At 49.6% G+C, this 19688-nt stretch carries 17 protein-coding genes; 2 read left to right on the top strand and 15 right to left on the bottom strand.

The annotated features are described in order from the left end of the window. Nucleotides 1–39 precede the first annotated feature (39 nt). The 3 genes from B0X71_RS04600 to B0X71_RS04590 all read right to left on the bottom strand — a co-directional run bounded on the left by B0X71_RS04600 (nt 40) and on the right by B0X71_RS04590 (nt 4739). Complete coding sequence (locus B0X71_RS04600; RefSeq protein ID WP_077588345.1) at nt 40–717, bottom strand: class D sortase; 678 nt, start codon at nt 715–717, stop codon at nt 40–42. Further along, nucleotides 717–2198 (bottom strand): processed acidic surface protein, encoded by a 1482-nt coding sequence (locus tag B0X71_RS04595; protein WP_077588344.1) that lies wholly within the window; start codon nt 2196–2198, stop codon nt 717–719. Before B0X71_RS04595 ends, B0X71_RS04600 begins: the two co-directional genes overlap by 1 nt. 486 nt (nt 2199–2684) lie before the next feature. Beyond that, complete coding sequence (locus B0X71_RS04590) at nt 2685–4739, bottom strand: LuxR C-terminal-related transcriptional regulator (protein WP_332309463.1); 2055 nt, start codon at nt 4737–4739, stop codon at nt 2685–2687. A 138-nt stretch (nt 4740–4877) separates the two neighbouring features. On the opposite strand from B0X71_RS04590, the gene B0X71_RS04585 reads away from it, so the two are divergent. Then, on the top strand, nt 4878–5375 hold the full coding sequence (locus B0X71_RS04585) for a hypothetical protein (protein WP_077588342.1): 498 nt from the start codon (nt 4878–4880) through the stop codon (nt 5373–5375). A 609-nt stretch (nt 5376–5984) separates the two neighbouring features. On the opposite strand, the gene rlmD is transcribed toward B0X71_RS04585, so the two are convergent. The 4 genes from rlmD to B0X71_RS04570 form a co-directional block, all read right to left on the bottom strand. After that, entirely contained in the window at nt 5985–7349 is a 1365-nt protein-coding gene (gene rlmD, locus B0X71_RS04580; RefSeq protein WP_077588341.1) for a 23S rRNA (uracil(1939)-C(5))-methyltransferase RlmD, read from the bottom strand. A 121-nt stretch (nt 7350–7470) separates the two neighbouring features. Further along, nucleotides 7471–7581, bottom strand: a complete 111-nt coding sequence (gene cydS / locus B0X71_RS21720; protein ID WP_408634112.1) for a cytochrome bd oxidase small subunit CydS family protein — start codon at nt 7579–7581, stop codon at nt 7471–7473. Between the two features lie 12 nt (nt 7582–7593). Continuing rightward, entirely contained in the window at nt 7594–8622 is a 1029-nt protein-coding gene (locus B0X71_RS04575) for a cytochrome d ubiquinol oxidase subunit II (RefSeq protein ID WP_077588340.1), read from the bottom strand. Next, nucleotides 8619–9965, bottom strand: a complete 1347-nt coding sequence (locus B0X71_RS04570; protein WP_077588339.1) for a cytochrome ubiquinol oxidase subunit I — start codon at nt 9963–9965, stop codon at nt 8619–8621. Before B0X71_RS04570 ends, B0X71_RS04575 begins: the two co-directional genes overlap by 4 nt. A 334-nt stretch (nt 9966–10299) precedes the next feature. Between B0X71_RS04570 and B0X71_RS04565 the strand changes: the two genes are divergently transcribed. Next, nucleotides 10300–10716 (top strand): NUDIX hydrolase, encoded by a 417-nt coding sequence (locus tag B0X71_RS04565; RefSeq protein ID WP_077588338.1) that lies wholly within the window; start codon nt 10300–10302, stop codon nt 10714–10716. Between the two features lie 64 nt (nt 10717–10780). Here B0X71_RS04565 and B0X71_RS04560 read toward each other — a convergent pair whose 3' ends face one another. From B0X71_RS04560 to ligA, 8 genes are all read right to left on the bottom strand, one after another. Continuing rightward, complete coding sequence (locus tag B0X71_RS04560) at nt 10781–11488, bottom strand: YjjG family noncanonical pyrimidine nucleotidase (protein WP_077588337.1); 708 nt, start codon at nt 11486–11488, stop codon at nt 10781–10783. Between the two features lie 78 nt (nt 11489–11566). Then, on the bottom strand, nt 11567–12481 hold the full coding sequence (locus B0X71_RS04555) for a diacylglycerol kinase (protein ID WP_077588336.1): 915 nt from the start codon (nt 12479–12481) through the stop codon (nt 11567–11569). Nucleotides 12482–12583: 102 nt separating this feature from the next. After that, complete coding sequence (locus B0X71_RS04550; protein ID WP_077588335.1) at nt 12584–13144, bottom strand: thioredoxin family protein; 561 nt, start codon at nt 13142–13144, stop codon at nt 12584–12586. A 90-nt stretch (nt 13145–13234) separates the two neighbouring features. Continuing rightward, nucleotides 13235–14665, bottom strand: a complete 1431-nt coding sequence (gene gatB / locus B0X71_RS04545) for an Asp-tRNA(Asn)/Glu-tRNA(Gln) amidotransferase subunit GatB (protein WP_077588334.1) — start codon at nt 14663–14665, stop codon at nt 13235–13237. After that, nucleotides 14662–16131 carry an Asp-tRNA(Asn)/Glu-tRNA(Gln) amidotransferase subunit GatA gene (gene gatA / locus B0X71_RS04540; RefSeq protein ID WP_077588333.1) on the bottom strand — a complete coding sequence of 490 codons (1470 nt, stop codon included), beginning with the start codon at nt 16129–16131 and terminating at the stop codon, nt 14662–14664. Before gatA ends, gatB begins: the two co-directional genes overlap by 4 nt. A 14-nt stretch (nt 16132–16145) precedes the next feature. Further along, nucleotides 16146–16436, bottom strand: coding sequence for an Asp-tRNA(Asn)/Glu-tRNA(Gln) amidotransferase subunit GatC (gene gatC, locus B0X71_RS04535; RefSeq protein WP_077588332.1), 291 nt, complete (start codon nt 16434–16436; stop codon nt 16146–16148). Between the two features lie 96 nt (nt 16437–16532). Continuing rightward, entirely contained in the window at nt 16533–17654 is a 1122-nt protein-coding gene (locus tag B0X71_RS04530) for a CamS family sex pheromone protein (protein ID WP_077588331.1), read from the bottom strand. A 12-nt stretch (nt 17655–17666) separates the two neighbouring features. Continuing rightward, nucleotides 17667–19673: an NAD-dependent DNA ligase LigA gene (gene ligA, locus B0X71_RS04525; RefSeq protein ID WP_077588330.1), complete on the bottom strand. Its 2007-nt coding sequence runs from the start codon at nt 19671–19673 to the stop codon at nt 17667–17669. Nucleotides 19674–19688: the final 15 nt, after the last annotated feature.

The raw sequence follows: 19688 nt of genomic DNA, 5'->3' as shown, positions 1-19688 counted from the left end.
GTATTGGACACTAAAAAAGTGAAGCTCCTGAAAGGAACTTCACGCTTCTTCGGTTTCAGCTGTTTCTGAATTCACCAATTCTGCCACGAGCACATAACGCTGCGGGGCATCCCCGACAAATCCGAATGGGTAACAAGTGGTGAGTGTTAATGTCGCTTCATCTTTTTGTACAATAACCGTTTTATCCAGTTCATCCACAATCCGTACAGTATGAACTTTATAGGTGAATTTGCCGGCATCTGTCCGGACAATCAGCAAGTCATCTTCGCCTACTTCCCCAAGTTCACGGAAAACTGTGCCGCGGTGTCCGGAAAGAACAGAATTATTTCCCATTCCCGGAAGCACACTTGCTGCAAAGTGACCAACGCCCTTGGCTAATTCATCCGGATCGGCGCCATGAAAAATCGGCATTGCTGCATCCAGCTTCGGAATGATCAGTTCACCAAACTCCTCTCCTTCTTCAGGAAAGTCCGCATAGAGAGGAGTAAAATCCCGATCTCCAGCAGGCTGAGCAGTTGAACCGCCTGCACCTGTAACTGCGGCACTTGCAAATTGATCATTTTCAAGATCTGCATCGCCTACAGCAAAATAGCCTTGACCAAAGCTGAATAAACTATAGCCGGCAAAACACAATCCGAATACCATCAGAATAATAGATAAAGACGGAAGAACCATGCGTTGCCGCACAGTTCTTCCGGGTCTTCTACGCCTACTCATTATTGTTCGCCTTCACGTCTTCTGGACATGAAGAACGCGGCAGCACCCAGAAGGGCAATCCCGGTACCGATCAGGGCGTTCTGAACGGCATTTGTCGCAGTGTCCGGCATTTCTTCGCCGTCCACTTCATTCACAACAGTATAGCCTGCATCTTCAAGTGCCCATTCCAGGTCGGCAACGAATACGAAGTCATCTTCTGTGAATCCGTTGTCTTCGAGGAAGGTGTTGTAATCGTCTTCTGTCAGGTCATATTCATACAGTGTCGCTGACAGGGTCTCATCATCGAGCAATGGGCCAACGGTGGCTTCCAGTTCCGCAAAGTCATTGAAGTCCGTCAGTTCCATGTCGTAATTGTCCATCAGGTACGTATTGAAGTCATCTTCGGCCCAGCCGTACGGTGTCAGGTACGTCTCTTCCACGAGTGTCATGTCGAGACCTGTTTCGATCACTTCACCATCTTTGGTTGTTTCTTCTTCGTCTGTGGCGGTTTCTTCTTCATCCACGACGTCTTCATCCGTACCGGTTTCATCGTCTTCGCCTGTGCTGTCACTGTAACCGGCGGCAATGAGCTCAGCTTCCAGGTCCGCATAGAAGTTGATGGCGTCCGGATCTTCAATGCCGGTCAGGAATTCTTCCGTCTCCGCGGCATCCAGTCCGTATTCGTCCATCAGGCCGACTACGCCTGCATCGTCAACCGTGCCGTCTTCCACATCGGTGATCAGTTCATTGACATCGATGAACGGGCCGACGGTCGTCTCGAGCACGTCAAAGCTTTCAAAGTCCGCAATGCCCATGCCGTAATTGTCCATCAGGTAGCCGTCGAACTCCTCAGCGGTCATGCCGAGCGGCGTCAGGTAAACCTCTTCAAGCTGCGCCTGGTCGACTTCCCCGTAATCGAATCCGGTTTCTTCGCCAGCAGCGGCGGCTTCTTCATCGTCGACGATTTCATCTTCGCCTTCGCTTTCGACCACATCGTCATCGTACACTTCCGCGTCGGCGACTTCATCGTCGATAGCCGTTTCTTCATCTACTACGGCTTCCTCTTCCACAACTTCTTCATCCGCTGTTGCATCGGTGTAGCCTTCATCTTCCAGGACATTTTCCAGGTCACCGACGAAATGGATATCTTCCAGGCTGTCGTTTTCCTCAAGGATCGCAGCCAGTTCATCGCCGGTTACGCCATAGCGTTCCATCGCTTCCAGAACATTGGCGTCGGACTGGTCGGAAATCCATGCGTTGATATCAACCGGTGCACCCAACTCACCGAGCAATTCGTCGTTCGATTCATATTCACTGAGGTCCGTTCCGAAATTCTCTCCCAGGTAAGTGTTCCAGTCATCTTCGGTCCAGTCCACCGTTGCCGGGTATGTTTCCCCAATCGTTTCAAGGTCTACTTCAGCATTTACAGCAAATGGAGCTGCTCCAAATGCCAGCGTCGTCGCTAAAGCTGTCGGTAGAATTTTGTTTGTTCGCTTACTCATTTTGTATTCAGCTCCTTAATTAATTGTTATTTTTATATCATGTCTGTCATATTACTTGTATAGACGTTATCCCCCTAACGTAAACATGTAATTTTTGCAAGGATTTTTTTAAATTTATTTAATTATTTAGCAAAAACCTTTTTTGAGCTCCTCCCCTTATGCTTAAACAAGTTAAAGTCAATATTACTATGAACTGATTTATTCTAGAATTTCAGTAAGTCTGTATTCAGTAGAAGAACACCGCCCTCCCTTCCCTTATAGATTGCTTGTTTTTTGAAACAAGCATTTCCGCATCCGGTCGGCTCTGGCCGGATCCCTGAAGGAAAGTGGGAGAGTAAAGGCTGCGTTAAATAATTCTGTCGGACTTTCGCAAAAAAGCTCCATCATCTGGAAAGTAAAAAAACAAACACTTTTTTTATAGAAGAGCATTAAAATAAAAAACCGAAACCATCCGGTTCCGGAACTTGATTATTATACGTTTAAAGTTCACTGAAATGGCAATGCATTCATCTCCATCATTTTTCTAACGAGCTGCGTCCGGTTCCGAACTTGCACCTTTTTCAAAATACGGGTCATATGCTTTTTCACTGTCACTTCAGTTACATACAAATTTTTCGCAATTTCACCATTTTGATAGCCTTGAAGAACCAACTCGACGATTGCCTGTTCCCGTTCTGTGAACTTGAATAACGTCGCTGCAGATAGCTCAGGTTTTTTTGTCACCGGCTCAAGTAGCCTTCTTAAATAATCTGCGATCCGATGCCCGCGCACGTCCAATAAATAGGTGGGAGAAGGTTGATCCTTTCCGTAATCATAGTGGGTAGCTCCCGGAACTTCTTCGAATCCAAATTCGTGAAGAAGGTGTTGATAAAACGGCAGTGGTGTTGAGACCAGAATTCGGCCACCGGATAACAAAAGCGGAAACAACTCATGCAATAAACAGGAACGGGCTTCTGCATCCGTCGGATCCAGACAGTCTATCATGCGGATAAACCAGCCGGCAATGCGGTCTTCAACATGGTACTCTATCAGTTCTTCAGCGGATAATTGACGAAAATAAGCGCGTGATACCGGTTTTGTTTTCAAATAATCTATTGTATCTGCTGAAATTGGAATCACAACGGACAGTCCCAGTGCTTCACCTTCTTTATCATCGCGAAGCAAATGAAACGCTTCGCAGCCCAGCTCCTTATAGTCTTCGAGATCGAAAAATAACTCGTTTTCCTTTCTATTGTGTGCTTCTGAAACGAAATGGGTGATCGTTTCTGCCGTATCCTGCTCATAAAAGTCCACAGAGTTTTCCATGCTCAGCTCTTTTCTTTTTTGAAAATAAGTACTTACATCTTCCATGTCAGCCTGTTCCGCTTTCTCGACATAGTAACTTTTTCGGGTAAGATCTTGGAAAAACGCTGCTTTAATTTTTTCATTGCCGATATGGTAAAACAATTCAGCAAAGTCCGTTGCAGATCGCTTGGATGACATCAGTCGGTCCATATAGTACTGAATAGCCCGCTGACTGATAAGTCCGTGTTTTTCGCCGTTTCGTTTCTTAAAATCCTGAGCCATGAAGTTACGGAATAGTTCGTGAAGACTCCAATGGGCTCCTGTTTTTTTTACGAAGGATAATTCGGTAAACGCAAAAAAAACAGCATTATCCGGCTCGGTCTGCATCAAGTAAGAAAGCACTGCTTGATCGAACTTCCGCAGTATACTGGCTGCTTCTATATAATCGTCCAGGTAAGGATTGTTCACTTCCTTGAGCCATCGTCTCGCAACCGATTCAAATACTTCATCAGCCTGCCGGTCTTTCTTGTCCATTACTGCAATGCTCGTCTCCGGCAACGCAGCGACCAGAGACAGCGTCAGCGGATGCCCTTTTGCAAAACGCCAAATAGTCTCCCTATGATGCTGACTGATTTGAAATTTGGTCAAATAAGACGCTGTCTGACTGTAATCGAACTCTTTCAGGTGCAGCTCTTTGATCATTCGCCGCCAAGCTGGCGAATGAACCCATTCCCCTTTCAGTGATTGTCTTCCAGCCAGGATGACAACGACCTGAGGCAATAACGGTTCTATAACGCTCCGGCGAAACCAGTTATCCAAGGATGCGACATGCTCATATGAATCCACTGCAAGAACGATTTGCCTCGATTCCGCGGCTACTTTTAATGCTGCAAGACAAGCGGCAAGAGAAATACTCCGAGAAGAATACCCTTCCAATAACCCGTGTTCTTCTAATAGAAAAAACAGGCTTTCAGTAAATTGAGATGGTGAGTAAAAAGCACTTTCTCCGTCTATCAGCAGAAATTCCACTTCTCTCTGGGCAGCACGCATTTCTACTTCCCGAAGCAAAACCGTCTTGCCGATTCCTCCTGTGCCGCACACATGAACGAGGCGGTATTCCCGCTGACCGGAAATTGCATTCAACAGCATAGTTAGTTCCCGCTCCCTGCCTGTAAAAAAACGGGTTTCTGCAAACCGGATACTCCGATGATGCTGAGACGTTTTATACAACGATGACCGGATGCGATTCAAAGGCACTCACCCTTCAGATGTATGCTTTGGTATACTATAACATTAAGTATTTAGAATGTTAAGATAAGTTTAACGGTAAGTTTTTCTCACTCTGTCACGGAATCATAATCCTGCTCATCTAAAAAATTTTAAGGAGGCATCGAGATGAACAAGCACATGAAAACTGCTATTGGGTCCATGGCGATTGCTGGTTTGCTCGTATCAGGCGGGGTTGGGGTTACAGCGCATGAAGATGGAGGAGGCGGTCGTGGGGAATTGACTCATAAAGAAAAAATTGCAGTAAAAAAAGCGACAGCAAGGTATCATAGTTTGAAGCAGGCAGAGAAAGCGGGGTACATCAATACAGAAGAATGCGTGGAAGTACCTGGTCTCGGTGGAATGGGGATTCATTTCGTGAATCCTGCTCTAGTGGATAATGAAGTCGACATGGCGAAACCTGAAGCTTTGCTTTATGTTCCGACAAAAGGCGGCCTAAAACTTATCGGTGTGGAATACTTGTCAATTGATGAGAATGAATTATTCGGTGAATTATTCGACCCACCAAGTGCCGTACCACAACATTCGCTCCATGCTTGGGTTTGGCAAGACAATCCAGCCGGTGATTTTGCACCGTTCAATCCAAATATATCTTGTCCGGAGTAAATGCCAATAGTAACCAGTAAAGAGCTTTTTTAGCGCGCGTAAAATATAGCAGAACGATTAAGGGGCTGTCCAAAAAGCCCTTAGGCTTATCTTGCCCAGATGTTCTTCCATAATGGAACGGCTTCTGCTGCGCAAACACTCACTTGCTCCTGCGCAAGCTCGTCGCAGATAAAACCGTTTGCCGCGGACGAACGGCCAAGCCTCCTCTGCCGGCTCCGCCGGCATGCGGAGTCTTGATCCGTCCGTTTTTCCGCAGGCAAGCTGAGGGCTCTTGAAGAGCCCTCAGCTTTGCGACGAAGCTAGCGAAGCGATGCAGGAGCAGTCTGGGGTTTTCGCATTTCTGCTGGCTTCTGCCGTTCCAAGCTAGTTAAAGGAGACAACCATGTAGAATGCATAAAGGCGGGAAGGCCGGCGGCGACTCCTGCGGGACTAGCACGAGCTGAAGACCCTGGACCGAGCATAGCGAGGGAAGCGGCTGAAGCCGTGCCCGCGGACAGCGTCCGCCGGGTCGAACCCCAGCTACTTCTTTACGAATAGAAAAAAGGGCTGCCCCTCGAGGTCGTTTTTCATGACCTTTTGGGACAACCCCTTTTACCATGTATTAAAAAGTCACATCCCGAGTTCAAGCCATGCAACGGCCTCTACGTGCGTTGTCTGCGGGAACATGTCGACCGGCTGCACTTCCCGGGTGCGATAGCCGCCGTCTTCCAAAATACGCAAGTCCCGGGCAAGTGTCGCCGGATTGCATGATACATAAACAACTCGCTCCGGTTTTTGTTCCAAAATGGTGCCAAGCAGATGGGCGTCACACCCTTTGCGCGGCGGATCAACTACGAGTACATCTGCTTTTCGCCCTTCTTTGAACCAGCGTGGAATGACTTCTTCCGCCGGCCCGGCCTCAAACAACGTATTGGTGAATCCGTTCAATTGAGCGTTACGCTTGGCGTCTTCAATCGCCTGCGGCACGATTTCGACACCCATCACCGCTTTTGCTTTCTGTGCCAAAAACAGTGAGATCGTTCCAATACCGCAATACGCATCGATTACCGTTTCATCGCCGTTCAATTGGGCATAATCGAGCGCCTGCTTATACAGCACTTCCGTCTGATCCGGATTGACCTGGTAAAATGACCGTGCGGAAATTTCAAAACGCACATCCCCAATTCGGTCCTCGATCACGTCATTGCCCCAAAGTGTCACGGTCTCATCACCGAAAATCACATTCGTTTTGCCTGGGTTAACGTTCTGCACAATCGATTTCACATTCGGTACCTGGTTCCGAATCAACGCAATCACCGCTTCTTGTTGCGGCAGCTTTTTCTTTCGGGTGACGAGCACAACCATGACTTCTCCTGTCGCCCGCCCTTTCCGGACCACTACATGACGGAGCAGTCCGCTATGTGCGGTTTCGTCATACGGCTGAATACCAAACGCATGGAGTTGATGCTTCAGCTCACGCATAACAATATCCGCTTCTTCACTTTGAATGATGCATGTATCCGTATCCGCGATATCATGAGAACGTGTACGATAGAAACCGGCAATTGTTTCCCCATCCCGTTCCCCGAATGGAATTTGGGATTTATTGCGGTAGCGCCATGGATTGTCCATTCCTTTAATGGCATGGACGGGCACATCCGGCAGTTTTCCAAGCCGTGCCATCGCATCGCGGACCAGTTTTTCTTTGAAAGCCAGCTGACCATCATAGGATAAATGCTGCATCTGACAGCCGCCGCATACATCGAATACCGGACACGGAGCCGTAACCCGGAAAGGGGACGAGAGTTTGATATCGAGCAATTTTGCAAAGCCATATGACTTCAGTGTTTTTACAACATGCACTTCCACTTCTTCTCCCGGAAGTGCTCCGTGTATAAACAACGGATAACCATCGATTTTTGCCACGCCTGCCCCTTCATGGGTTAAGTCCTCCACATATACGTTTAAGCGGTCATTTTTCTGTACAGGTTTCACTTGGTTCACTCCATTTCGCGTCACTAATCTTACCATAAGAAACGCAAAAGCGCCTTGTTCAGCCTTGCATTGCCCCAGGCTGACCATAAAAAAACGCGCAGCGGCCGCTGCACGTTATCCGTCATTTTTTCTCTTTTGTTACCGGTCCATCTTTCATGGCCAGCCAGAAACCGGCAATCATCGAGCCGAAGAGTACGAGAAACGGGGCGACAAAAATCATAAATTCAGTCATGCAGTCCCCTCCTTATACATGATAATCCGACTTACCTTGAACATAGTCCTTGTCGAACAGGAACAGCCGAAGTACGAGATACAGTGATGGCAAAAGCAGGGCGAAACCGGCCAGGAAGGCGATAATGAGCGCAATGGCCATTGCCTCATTTGTAAAGCCATCATAAAGCGTCAAGTACGGATACAGCAGATACGGATAATGAGAAACGCCGTAACCGGAAAACGCCAGGAAGAATTGCCCGACGAGCAAGATGAACGCCATGCCGTAATTGCGGCGCTTCCACAGCAGAAATACCGTTCCGAAAAACAGCAGGGCCGACAGCGCGAATACCCACCATAGACCAATCAGATTGGCAAAATGTTCTTCATTATGCGCCCGGAGTTCGACGATGATACCCGTCGCCGTCACGATGGTCGGAACCGACCAGATCAGCGAATATTTCCGCAAGAGATCAGATGCCCGGTCATCCCCCGCCTTCCGTGCATACCACGTCAGGAACACAGCAGAGATGTACAGAACGGCGGATAGGGCCAGAACCACGATGCTCCAGGTAAGCGGGCTTGAGAACAATGCCCAGTAATCCAGTACCGGTGCCCCGTTTTCCAAATAAATAAAACCGCCCTCAGAGATGGTCAGTACCGTCGACCAGGCGGCCGGAATCAGCAACCCGGCCAGCCCATACATGTAGATGTAGCCTTTGTGGCTTATCCTGGCTCCATACGTCGCGAATGCGTAGTAGGATCCGCGGATAGCTAATAACACAATAGCGATCGACGCAGGGACCAGCAGGGCTGTTCCGTAATAAAACGCTGTTTTCGGGAAAAAGCCGATGGCCCCCACGAAGAAAAATACCAGGAACACATTTGTAATTTCCCATACCGGCGACAAATAGCGCTGAATGATATTCGTCAGGACATGCTCTTTGTTTGTAAATGCACTGTAGGCATTAAAGAAACCGGCACCAAAGTCGACACTGGCGATGATCACATATCCGAAGAGGAACATCCATAAGACGGATATTCCGACGATTTCAAGTGTCATGCCCGGCCACCTCCTCTTTCGGCTTCTCGGTCGGCGAGCTCCTGCTCAACCGGGTTGCGGCGGAACATACGCGTCAGCACGACGATACTGCCGATACCCAGGATCAAATACAGACCGGCGAACAGGATCAGCATAAGGTCGACTTGACCGCTTGTTGTAGCCGCCTCTTCCGTCCGCATGATGCCCCGGAGAACCCAAGGCTGCCGGCCGACTTCTGTGAACCACCAGCCCATCTCGATGGCCACAAGGGACAGCGGACCGCCGAGCACAATGAGCCAGCGGAACCAGCGGGATTCGATGAATTTCCATCCGCGCCATTTCGCAGCGACGTAAATGAGTGACAGCAGCGTGAGGGCCATACCAATGGTCACCATCAAATCAAATAAATAATGGATATACAGCGGCGGCAGCTCATCGGCCGGAAAATCGTTCAGCCCGATTACTTCCGAACGCGGATTGCCATGTGCCAGAATGCTGAGTGCGTAAGGAAGTTCAAGGCCATATCTGACTTCTTCCCCCTCCAGCAACCCGAACAGCACAAGCGACGCGTCGCCTTCTGTTTCGAAATGCCATTCCGCAGCCGCCAGTTTTTCCGGCTGGTACACAGCCAGATACTTACCGGAAAAATCACCGATAATCGCAGTGGCAATCGCAAAGATGAGCCCGAGTTTCATTGTCAGGAACAATGCCTTTTTATGATAAATGTGATCCGAGCCGCGCAACATACGGAACGCAGCAATTGCTGCCAGAACGAATGCCGCTGTCATATAGGCTGTCACCACAACGTGTGAAACTTTTGTCGGCATGGCCGGAGTAAACATGGCAAGGACCGGATTGATATTCACCAATTCCCCGCTCACCAGATCAAAGCCCCGAGGCGAGCTCATGAATGCATTCACCATCGTGATAAAAACAGCTGAAAATGACGCGCCGATTGCCACAGGGATCAGCAGCAGGAAATGCTTCCGCTGATCTTCGAACCGGTCCCATGTATACAGGTAGATACCGAGAAATATGGCCTCAAAGAAAAACGCGAACGTTTCCATGAACAGTGGCAAGGCAATCGCATTCCCCGCCAATTCCATGAAATTCGGCCATAGCAGCGATAGCTGCAGACCGATAGCTGTTCCAGTGACGACCCCTACCGCTACAGTAATGACAAAACCGCGCGCCCAGCGTCTGGCGAGCAGGATATAATGCTCGTCATTTTTCCGGATTCCAACCCATTGGGCGATCATGATCATAAGCGGGACTCCGACTCCGATTGTTGCGTAAATGATATGAAATGACAGTGTCAGTTCAGTCAGTAACCGACTGTAAAACACTGCGTCTCCGTTGACCATCTATGCATCTCCTCTCCTTATGTCCAGCAACGTTTCGATTTGACTGGCGGCTTCGTCTTCAGCCGCCGAATATTCTGCTGAGAATCGATAGGAACATAATGCCGCCGACAATAAAAGAAAGCCAGATCAGCATCCGTTCTTGCTGTTTATACATGGCCTTCACCTTCCTCTATGTCTATATTGTACCTTAATCCATAGAGAGAAAACGCCTGGCCGGCTCATAGAATCGGTCAATTATGAAAATGCTGTGACAACAAGATTAAGAAATGATTTGATAATAATTTAAATTTTTAGTATTCTAGATAGATACCTATATTAAAAGGACTGAGCTACTATGGAAACAAAACGAAAAGTTTACGCATACATCACTCGGGGAGAGGGAGACGGACAGGAACTTCTGATTTTCGAATATAGTGGGGAACCGGAACAGGGGCTCCAGGTACCTGGCGGCACAATTGGCGAAAATGAAATGGTGATTGATGCCTTATACCGCAAAGTGGCGGAAGAAACCGGTCTTGCACGGGAAAATCTTGTATTTATCGGTAAGATCCATAAGCATATGGTATATCCACGGGATATTGAAAAAGCATATGAGCATAATATCTTCCATTTCGAGTATACCGGGAATGGGCCGAGTGCCTGGGAGCATAAGGAACCGGGCAGCGGCCGTATCTTCCGGTACCGCTGGGCATCTCTCAAAGACCTGCCGAAACTGGCAAAAGACCAGGATGAGGCAATCGACATGCTTTAAACAGAAACAGCCGGCGATCAGACCTTGTCTGATCGCCGGCTGTTTTATACCGCTTTTCAATTTGTCAATTCTGCTTCCCCGGTTTATCTTGCAGCAGCCGCTGCAGCTCCTGCAGCTCTCTTACTTCATATGTGGGCTGAATATCGCCGGGACGGGGAAGGTTATGCCGATTAAACCAGCATGTATCGATGCCCGCCGCCTGACCGCCCCGGATATCCGCATTGAAGGAATCGCCGATAATCAACGTGCCAGCCGGAGTAAAGGAAGGAATTTCAGCAAAAACAGCTTTGAAAAATGCATTCATCGGTTTTTGAGCTTTCAATTCTTCTGATATGAAAATGCCATCGAACAGCGGATAGAGCCCTGAATCATGCAGCCGTTTCAATTGAGTTCTGGCTATTCCGTTCGTGACAATGTATAAACTGAATCTCCCATGAAGCGATGAAACCAACTCCCGGGCCCCGGCCACAAACTGGACCCCTCTCTCCAAATGTTTTCGGTAATCATCATCCATTTCCCGGCCATCCACTTCTTTTTCGTATTCGGCGAACAGCCTTGCAAACCGGGTATGGATCACTTCCTCCTTTGTTATCTTCCCTTCCTCAAACGACTGCCACAAGTCTTTGTTGAGAAGCCGGTAACGGGCAGCGACTTTATCTGTCAGCGACATCCCTTGCGCGCTGAACAGTGATTTAAGCGCTTCCTGTTCCGCCGCCTTAAAGTCCAGCAGTGTATCATCCAAATCAAACAGCAGCGTCTTGTACGATTTCATCCATCCGCCTCCTCATCTCTATTGCTGCGTACACTTAAAAAGACAGCGGGAGAGCTTGAGCCTCCCGCTGTCTGGCTGTCACTTCAAATTCAGTTTATCAACGGAGTCAGGCGGGACAAATACCTCAATATGGCGCGCCAGATTCTCGAATACGGCAGGCAGCGCACCGCCGTATTCCCCGTCCAGGTTCAGTACGACCCGCTCTTCTGAAGTGACGGTCACTTTGCTCGCTTTTACATAAACAACATTAGGGTCTGATAAATGTTCACCGCGCAATGCAAGGGAAGCCAGCCGGACAAATTCCGCTATATTGACCTCTTTCAGAATGAGCAAGGTAAATTTGCCATCATTGATGCTGGCATCCGGTGCCAGTTTTTCAAAACCGCCAACCGAATTTGTCAGGCCGATCAAAAACATCATGACGCTGCCTTCCAATACATTTCCATCATACTCGATTCGTACTCTTGATGATCGGATAGACGGCAGCATTTCAATCCCTTTCAGATAATAGGCCATCTGACCAAGCACGGTTTTCAGCTTACTCGGTACCTCGTACGTCAGTTCTGTCATCCGTCCGCCACCAGCGATATTAATGAAGTGCCGCTTGCCATTCATGAGTCCGACATCCACCGGAATCGTTTTGCCCTGTATGATAATCTCGATCGCTTTATTGATATCCCGCGGAATATGAATGGCACGGGCAAAGTCATTCGTGGTGCCCATCGGGATAAGGCCGATCTTCGGTTTTTTTTCGGAATTTGACACCCCGGCCACCACTTCATTCAGCGTCCCGTCTCCGCCGACTGCAATCACCACATCAAATTCCCGTTTCACCGCTAACATTGCCGCTCTTGTCGCATCTCCCGGTCCTGTGGTGGCATGGCAAGAGGTTTCATAGCCTGCCCGTTCCAGCTGCTCCAGCACTTCCGGCAAATGCCGGCGGAACAGCTCCCGTCCGGAAGTCGGATTATAAATTATGCGTGCACGTTTCATCAGAACTCAGCCTTCCTTTTCATTCTCTTCGTGTAGGACTGTAAAAACACAAAAAGGTTGCCAGCACTTATATGGACTGCTGATCCAATTGTCCCTGCGCTGTCACTTCAATGCTTCCCGAAACGTATTGCGCAAGTCTTCATAGACGAGCTGCCAGAACTCTTCACTGCTTGCAAACCGCTCGGTGAGATCGCTATGGAAGGCTTTCTGCTGAAGCTCGAAGCGTGCATCATCCGGGTCCGGAAGCTTGGCTTTTTCCGTCATGACAAACTCTTGAATCTGCGGTGCCCGCGGGCCCCATGTCCCAAGCACTTCTCCAGTCGATGATAAAATGATGTATTTTGGAATTGAGCGGCCGCCATTCGTCAAGTAACGGTCCATCAGCTCCAGATTCTGATCCCGGTAAACGCAGCGGATTTCCAAGTCTGCCCGCTCGGCGACTTTCCGCAGGATCGGGTTATTCATCATCGCATCGCCGCACCAATCTTCTGTAATCGCCAACACGTGAGGCTGCTTTTCGCGGAGCAAATCGAAAAACGCCTCATCTTCCGGCAATTCAAATCGCTCGTAGACTTGATAGGACTTCTCCTGATGCACTTCCATCTGCGCCATGTACTTCTCCAGCGGCAATGCATCTTCAAAATACTGCTGTTCTGTTCTCATTGATCCAGTCACTCCTTCATCACCAGTTTACGCCCTTCATATCGAAGATGCTATTGAAAACCGGAACCCTCATCGGATTCCGGTCTTCGATCAGCGCTTTGCGATTTCTTCAAGCAGTAGTTTGTTCAGAAGCGGCGGGTTCGCCTGTCCCTTCGTCGCTTTCATGATCTGACCGACGAGGAAACCGATCGCCCGGTCTTTGCCATTCTTGAAATCTTCGATGGACTGCGGGTTGGCGTCAAGTGTTTTCGTCACCATGCGGAGCAGCTCCCCTTCATCCGAAATCTGCACGAGTCCTTTCGCTTTAACGATTTCTTCGGCAGAACCGCCTTTTTCAATCAATTCACGGAACACTTTCTTCGCGATTTTTGAAGAGATGGTTCCTTTTTCGATCAATTTAATCATGGCAGCCAATTCTTTCGGCTCAAGCGGTGTTTCATTGATTTCTCTCTGCACGGAATTCAGATAAGCCGATACGTCGCCCATGAGCCAATTGGCAGCGAGTTTCGGATCAGCTCCCGCTTCGACAGTCGCTTCAAAGAAATCCGACATTGATTTGGCAAGGGTTAAAACAGCCGCATCATATGCCGGCAAGCCAAGCTCTGTGACATACCGTTCTTTCCGCGCATCCGGCAGCTCCGGAATTTCACCAAGTACGCGCTCAATCCATGCGTCATCAATGATGATATCAAGCAAATCCGGTTCCGGGAAGTAGCGGTAGTCATCCGATCCTTCTTTGACCCGCATGAGGACGGTCTTACCGGTCGATTCATCAAAGCGCCGGGTTTCCTGGCGGATGACACCGCCTGAGAGCAGCACCTGCTCCTGGCGTACCTGTTCATGCTCCAGCCCTCTGCGGACGTAGCTGAATGAATTCAGGTTCTTAAGTTCCGTCTTTGTTCCGAACTCGTCCTGGCCGTATGGCCGCAAGGAAATATTGGCATCACAGCGCAAGGAGCCTTCCTCCATGCGCACGTCAGATACACCCGTATACTGGATGATCGCTTTGATCTTCTCCAAGTATGCATAGGCTTCTGCCGGCGTCCGGATATCCGGTTCAGAAACGATTTCGATCAGCGGCGTCCCCTGGCGGTTAAAGTCAACGAGGGAGTAACCTTCATCTGTATGTGTCAGTTTCCCGGCATCTTCCTCTAAATGGAGGCGGGTGATACCGATGCGTTTTTTCTTGCCGTCCACTTCGATCTCCACCCAGCCGTTCTCGCCGATCGGCTCATCGAATTGGGAAATCTGATAAGCTTTCGGATTATCCGGATAAAAGTAGTTTTTCCGGTCGAACTTCGTATGGCGGGCGATTTCACAATTCAGCGCAAGCGCAGCCCGCATGCCGAATTCCACGGCCCGTTTATTCACGACCGGGAGTACACCCGGGTATCCGAGATCAATTACATTCGTATTCGTATTGGGTTCTGCCCCGAAATGAGCCGGTGATGGCGAAAACATTTTTGAATCTGTCTTCAGCTCAACGTGCACTTCAAGTCCAATGATTGTTTCAAAATTCATTTTGCTGCCACCTCCCACAGTCCCGGCTTCTGTTTGTGGAAGTCCGTTGCCTGTTCGAATACATGTGCTGTCCGATAAATCGTTTCTTCATCAAATGGGCGCCCAATGATCTGCAGACCGAGCGGCAGCCCATTATCAAAACCGCATGGCACTGAAATGGCCGGAATACCGGCAAGGTTTACTGGAATGGTTAAAATGTCGTTTGCATACATCGTCAGCGGATCATCGATTTTCTCACCGATATTGAATGACGGTGTCGGTGTTGTCGGTCCAATGATCACATCGAATTTTTCAAAAGCCTGATCGAAATCCTGCTTGATCAGCGTCCGGGTTTTCTGGGCCTTTTTATAGTAAGCATCATAATATCCCGAGCTGAGTGCATAGGTCCCGAGCATAATACGCCGCTTCACTTCATCGCCAAAGCCTTCTGCCCGCGTGTTCATATAGAAATCAAGCAAATTTTCCGCCTGATTTGTCCGGTAACCGTAGCGGATACCATCGAATCGGGCAAGATTCGAGGAAGCTTCTGAAGACGACAGCAGATAGTACGTAGACAATGCATACTTGGAATGCGGCATTGAAATCTCTTCCCATGTCGCGCCTTTTTCTTCCAAGACGCGGAGCGCATCCAGCACAGCCTGTCTGGCTCCTTCACTGACGCCTTCGCCTAAATACTCTTTCGGCACACCGATCCGCAGTCCTTTGATATCCCCTGTGAGCGCAGCGGCAAAATCAGGAACCGGCACGTCGGCTGATGTCGAATCCATGTCATCGTGTCCTGAAATCACTTGCAGCAGTTTCGCATTATCTTCAACAGTCCGGGTTACCGGACCGATTTGATCAAGGGATGAAGCAAAAGCAATCAGGCCGAAACGCGAAACGCGGCCATATGTCGGTTTCATGCCGACGACTCCGCAGAAAGCGGCTGGCTGCCGGATGGATCCGCCAGTATCAGAACCAAGAGCAAACGGCACTTCCCCTGCTGCCACTGCAGCCGCTGATCCGCCGGATGACCCGCCTGGAACCGTCTGAAGGTTCCACGGGTTTTTTGTTTTCTTATAATACGAGTTCTCATTGGAAGAACCCATCGCGAATTCGTCCATGTTCAGCTTACCGGTGATGACCATACCGGCGTCTTTCAATTTCCGGACGACCGTCGCATCATAAATCGGGATAAAACCTTCCAGAATACGGCTTGAGGCGGTCGTTTCAATTCCTTCGGTTACAATATTGTCTTTCACACCGATCGGCATACCAAACAACGGCCCTCGTTCACTGGCGGGTGTCTGCTCCAATTCTTTAGCACGTGCAGTCGCCTGCTCCTCATTCAGTTGCAAAAAGGCCGCAACTTCCGGATCCAATTCCCGGATGCGGTCAAACGCTTCCTGCGTCACATCCGCAAATGACAGCTCGCCTGCCTTTATCAACCGTTGAAGTTCATCGGCTGTTTTATCGAATAAACTCATGTTTTTTCCTCCTGTCAGTCCAATACATTCGGCACTTTAATTTGTCCTGCTTCGTGCTCCCGTGCATTTTTCAATGCCAGTTCACGCGGAATTCCGGGCTCTGCCTGATCTTCCCGCAGCACGTTCACCATCGGGTAGACATGTGTTGTCGGCTCCACATTTTCTGTATCCAATTCATTCAGCAATTCCATCGCATTCGTGATTGCCTCGAGCTGTTCAGCAAAATGTTCAGCTTCCTCTTCCGAGATTGCCAGCCGGGCCAGATGCGCTACTTCCGTCACTTTTTCTTTCGTGATTTTCGCCATATTTCCTACACCTCCGGGTATCTAAACCATACCGGTTATCATATCATTTTTTCTAAAAAATGAACAGGGAGCGCCTGCATGGCACTCCCTGTTGGATCATCTATATATATGAACTTCCGGATCTTCTGCACCGGGCTTCCGCAAAATCAGCGCTTCCGGGCCGTTTTCCGATGCAATGCTGACTTCAATCAGTGAATTATTCGGAAAGTGATCGATGATAAGTCCTGTCACGTACTGTGTAAACCCAATAATTTCTGTTGAGCTGTAGAACTGAACCGGAATTTCAATCGTCAATTCCTGAAGTTCACCTTCCGCATAAAACCCGGCACCAATAACTCCGGTAAAATCAGAAAAGTATTCCTCAATATCCTGCTCGAAATTGCGGAATGCTGTATCTGTCTCCCGGTATGTCTCAGCTGGCTCAGTCGTCGGGAAAACGATATGCTCTTCCTGGACTTCCTGCCAATTTCCGACTTCCTTCTTGCCTGCCGGGACGGTGCCAACGGCAAAATACGAACCCGGCACGATGGCATTGCGGCCGTTCTGCTCAAAAAGGCCGATGACAATCGGAACATTCGTCAGTCCCTCTTTTTGCCGGAGCCGGCTGGCCACTTCACCGGCAATTTCTTTCCCTGCCGCTTCCAGTTCCGCACGCGGGATCTCTTCCTCGTACGTACCGTCCGTTGTCCGGTTATAGTAAGTCGAATTCAGGGCAAGGCCAATCGCAATGCCGCCGAGCCGGATGGTCTCTTCGTCCGTTTTCACTAAATAATTCTGTTCAATGATATGAGCGAGTGCTTCCGGTTCCGGCCGCTCCCCTGCTGCGGTCTCTGCTTCTGTCCGGCTATCCGCAGGATTCAGGCCGACCGGGTTGTCTTCTGATTCCCGGCTGAGCCAAGATCTGATGTCATCCGCCGAGAGCTGTTGGCCTTCCTGGAAAAAATAATCATCCGGCGAAAACTGCCGTTGGGCCAGCCGCATCAGTCCGGTTCCGGCTTCTTCAATATCATAGCGGGTATTCAACCGGTGTACCGTCATGCCCCGCGCTGCACTTTCTTTATACGGCAGCAGTGTCCGGTAATACCGGTCATCGAGCTGAATACTTGGAATTAATGCGGTTTCCGCCTCTTCGTTTTCCACGACTTCCGCTTCGTCCGACGAAGGCGTACAGCCAATCAGCAGCAGAAGCATTGCCGGAATCCACCAAATTCGTTTCATTTCCGGTCCCTCTCAATCATGTAGTTCTTCCAAAAACCGTTGTTCATCCCATACGTCTATTCCCAAATCCCGGGCTTTGTCGAGTTTTGATCCGGCTTCTTCACCGGCAATGACAAGATCCGTCTTTTTGCTCACACTGCCGGATATTTTTCCGCCAAGTGCCTCGATCCGTTCTTTTGCTTCACTGCGGCTCAACTGCGTCATCTTCCCGGTCAGCACAACCGTTTTGCCCGCAAAGACGGTTTCGCCTTCCGCGAGCCGGACCCGTTTGCCGGTATACGCTAAATTGACGTTTCTGTCACGGAGACGTTCCACGAGCGCCTGAACATCTTCATTATCAAAATAGGTCACAACAGCATCCGCCATTTTTTCACCGATCTCATGAACAGCGGTCAGCTCATCGAGTGAAGCGGTCATGAGCCGGTCAATCGTACCAAACTCTTCAGACAGCAGCCGGGCGGCTTTTTCACCGACATGCCGGATCCCAAGACCGAACAACAGCCGTTCCATGGAGTTGGACCGGGACGTATCGATCGCAGCGATCAGATTGGATGCGGATTTTTCACCCATCCGTTCAAGCGTCAGCAAATCTTCCTGCGTCAGTTTATACAGATCGGACACATCCTTGACGAGCCCTTCCCGGTACAGCTGTTCAACCACTTTCTCACCGAGTCCTTCAATATTCATGGCGTTGCGCGAGACGAAATGAATCAGCCCTTCCGTGATTTGTGCCGGACATTTCGGATTGACGCAGCGAAGCACGACTTCCCCTTCGATCCGGACAAGTTCACTTCCGCAAGCCGGACATTCCGTCGGCATCACAAACGGTTCTTCTGTTCCTTCCCGCTGTTCCGTGAGAGCCGCCACAACTTCCGGAATGATGTCGCCCGCTTTCCGGATGATCACCTGATCCCCGATGCGCACATCTTTCTCACGGATCAAGTCTTCGTTATGCAGGGATGCACGCTGCACCGTTGTTCCGGCGACGCGCACCGGTTCGAGGATAGCGGTTGGCGTAACTGCTCCTGTACGGCCGACACTTAATTCGATATTGAGCAGTTTTGTCACGACTTCTTCCGCCGGAAATTTGTAAGCAGTCGCCCAGCGTGGGCTCTTCGATGTAAAACCCAGCTCTTCCTGCTGCTCGTAACTGTTTACTTTGATGACAATGCCATCGATTTCATAGGCTAATTCATTGCGCTGCTCAGTCCATTTTTCGATATAAGCGAGCACTTCCTCAACACTTCTGCACACTTCGCGTTCCAAATTCACTTTGAAGCCCAGACTTTCCATATAACGAAGTGTTTCCTCATGGCCGGCCACCGGCAGGTTGCTTCCGTCTCCGCCCGCTCCGTATGCGAATACGCTCAAATTGCGGCTGGCTGCAATGCGCGGATCCAGCTGACGCAAGGAACCTGCTGCCGCATTCCGGGGATTGGCAAACAACTCTTCCCCGCGGCTTTCCCGTTCCTCATTCAATTGGTGGAACGAACCTTTCGGCATAAACGCTTCCCCGCGCACTTCAATCGTCGCGGTCTCGTTCAGTTTAAGAGGGACCGAACGAATGGTGCGGAGATTCGCCGAGATATCTTCTCCGACGCGCCCGTCTCCGCGGGTTGCGCCGCGGATGAATTTCCCGTCTTCATACAGGAGCGACACAGCGAGCCCATCAATTTTCAGTTCACATACGTATTCCACTTCGCCGCTTGCGCCGCTGCGCACCCGGCGGTCGAATTCCCGTAAGTCTTCTTCTCCAAACACATTGGACAGACTTAGCATAGGATAAGCATGGGTTACTTTGCTGAAGCCTGACAACGGCTCGCCGCCAACCCGTTGCGTCGGCGAATCCGGAAAAACAAGATCCGGGTACTGGGTTTCCAGATCGATCAGCTCATGAAGCAACTGATCATAGACAGCATCCGGCACGGCCTGCCTGTCGAGAACATAATAAGCGTGTCCATATTCCCGGAGTTGTTTGTTTAATTGTTCAACGCGCTGTTCAGCTTGTAATCGGTCCATTGGCGTTCCTCCAGA

It is taken from the genome of Planococcus lenghuensis, assembly GCF_001999905.1.
Classification (GTDB): Bacteria; Bacillota; Bacilli; order Bacillales_A; family Planococcaceae; genus Indiicoccus; species Indiicoccus lenghuensis.
Note: the sequence above shows the minus strand (reverse complement) of the source record. Positions and strands in the feature narration are given on the sequence as shown.